This window comes from uncultured Shewanella sp. (genome assembly GCF_947495455.1).
Taxonomy (GTDB): Bacteria; Pseudomonadota; Gammaproteobacteria; order Enterobacterales; family Shewanellaceae; genus Shewanella.
The window spans coordinates 1-1,699 of record NZ_CANLZC010000213.1 but is presented as its reverse complement, the minus strand read 5'-3'; the positions used below and the strand labels follow the sequence as shown (position 1 = coordinate 1,699).

At 38.3% G+C, this 1,699-nt stretch carries 3 protein-coding genes; 2 read left to right on the top strand and 1 reads right to left on the bottom strand.

What is annotated here, in order from left to right; genetic code table 11:
* A partial coding sequence (locus tag Q0791_RS24790; protein WP_299011937.1) for a hypothetical protein occupies positions 1–545 on the bottom strand: 545 nt, incomplete at its 3' end.
* Between the two features lie 143 nt (positions 546–688).
* Here Q0791_RS24790 and Q0791_RS24785 point away from each other — a divergent pair.
* Positions 689–868, top strand: coding sequence for a hypothetical protein (locus tag Q0791_RS24785; RefSeq protein WP_299011936.1), 180 nt, complete (start codon positions 689–691; stop codon positions 866–868).
* Between the two features lie 149 nt (positions 869–1,017).
* Complete coding sequence (locus Q0791_RS24780) at positions 1,018–1,554, top strand: heme NO-binding domain-containing protein (RefSeq protein WP_299011935.1); 537 nt, start codon at positions 1,018–1,020, stop codon at positions 1,552–1,554.
* The last annotated feature ends 145 nt before the right edge of the window (positions 1,555–1,699 follow it).

Sequence of the window (1,699 nt, the reverse complement as noted above, 5' to 3'; positions counted from 1 at the left end):
ATAATCGACTTAGCAAAGACCTTTTTGCCATAAGCACGCTCTTTGAACTTGGCGAACTTATCTGGCCCCTTTGGCTCAGGCTTTGGATCAGGAACTAACGGCTCTGGCGTGAGAGGTTTCATAGGCTTGGCAGGATGCAGGCTACCCGATGAGGGGCTTTTGTAAGGGTTGCCACCGACCATTACTCCGCCAACGGTGCCTAAGCGATTATCAATGGCTTTAATGATCTCTTTTGGATACGCGGGATTGATGGCGGGATGCACTTGCCTGACTTGCATCGGCGTTAAGCTATGCAGAATGATTTGAAGTCTGTCCTCTGTGCTGAGCTCAGCCTTGGGAAAGTCCATGAAGAACATAGGCGCACGGGGCTTGTCGACAAGGAGTAATTTTTCACCACGAGTGAGGGCGGTTTTGAGGTTGGATAATGACTCGCCTGTACTTAAAAAGGCTTTTAAATCCGAGTCTTTTAGATAAGAAAAATCGGTTTCAATGCTTAACGCTTCATGCTCCATCAATTGATGGAGTGCTACTACCTTCCCTGACATACTGCTTCCCTACTGAACAGACCAAAATAAATCGAGGGCGTAATTTACCACAGATAATTGATAATGAAAGCCTTTATGTACTCTTTAATTACTAAGTATTAGAGTGGGATCAAACATCATAAAATAGCCCTTTCAAGGCTAAATTGAGTCCTAACAAAAGACTGACTTTTATTTATCCAACGGGGTGGTTTTTTCGTACTATTTTGATCGGCCGTTTTGGGGATAAAAGCGATCGTTTAGGTGTGTTAGATCGTTTGTTTGGGCGTTTTGCGGTGCCTAGGCTCTGTTTTTGTGCCTTAAGTGGGCTATTTACCATAACTTAATTTGTGCGTATTGGGGTTGCCTTAACAGGGGTTGCCTTAACAATATAAATCACATATAGATACAATTAAATCCTACTTTATTTATGTTATTGGCGATAATGAAAATAGTGTATATGCTGATTCGTTGAGCGAAGAGGGGTTAATTAAACATGATGGGAATTGTTTTTATCGAGTTCATTAATATTGTCAATACAAATTTTGGCAACGATATTTGTAATGCTATGATAAAAAAAACCAAGGACAATAAAAAGTACATTAAAAATTACAATTATTCTCACCATAGACTCCTAAAGCTTATGAATGCGTTAAGCGAATTAACTAAAATATCGGTAAATGATTTACTTATATTAATGGGACAGAAGGTTTTTCTTCCTTTTGTAACTAGTTTGCCAATTGAAATCATGCGGATAGACAATACTATTGATTTTATTGTTTACTTGGAAACCTATATCCACAATGAAGCGAAAAAGTTGTATCCTAAAGCGAAGATGCCAAAAATTGTTCTTGTTTTTATATCTTCAAATGAATTGATAATGGATTACTTTTCACCTCGTTGTATGGGACATGTTTGTTTTGGATTAATAAAAGGCTGTGCTGAATATTTTGATGAAGACATTGACGTTAAAATGCAGTTAATGGACGATTCTGGTTCTCATGTTCGTTTCAAACTGAATAAATTAAAGTAGATTAAGGCGTTATAAACATCCTGTTATTTACCATAAGATCCGTTGTACGCCAGAGCGGCAGCTTGCTCTGTAGATTCAATATAGTAATGTCACATTTTCCCAATTTAGAGATGTCACATTTTGGTATGCTGGGCCCAAATAATCC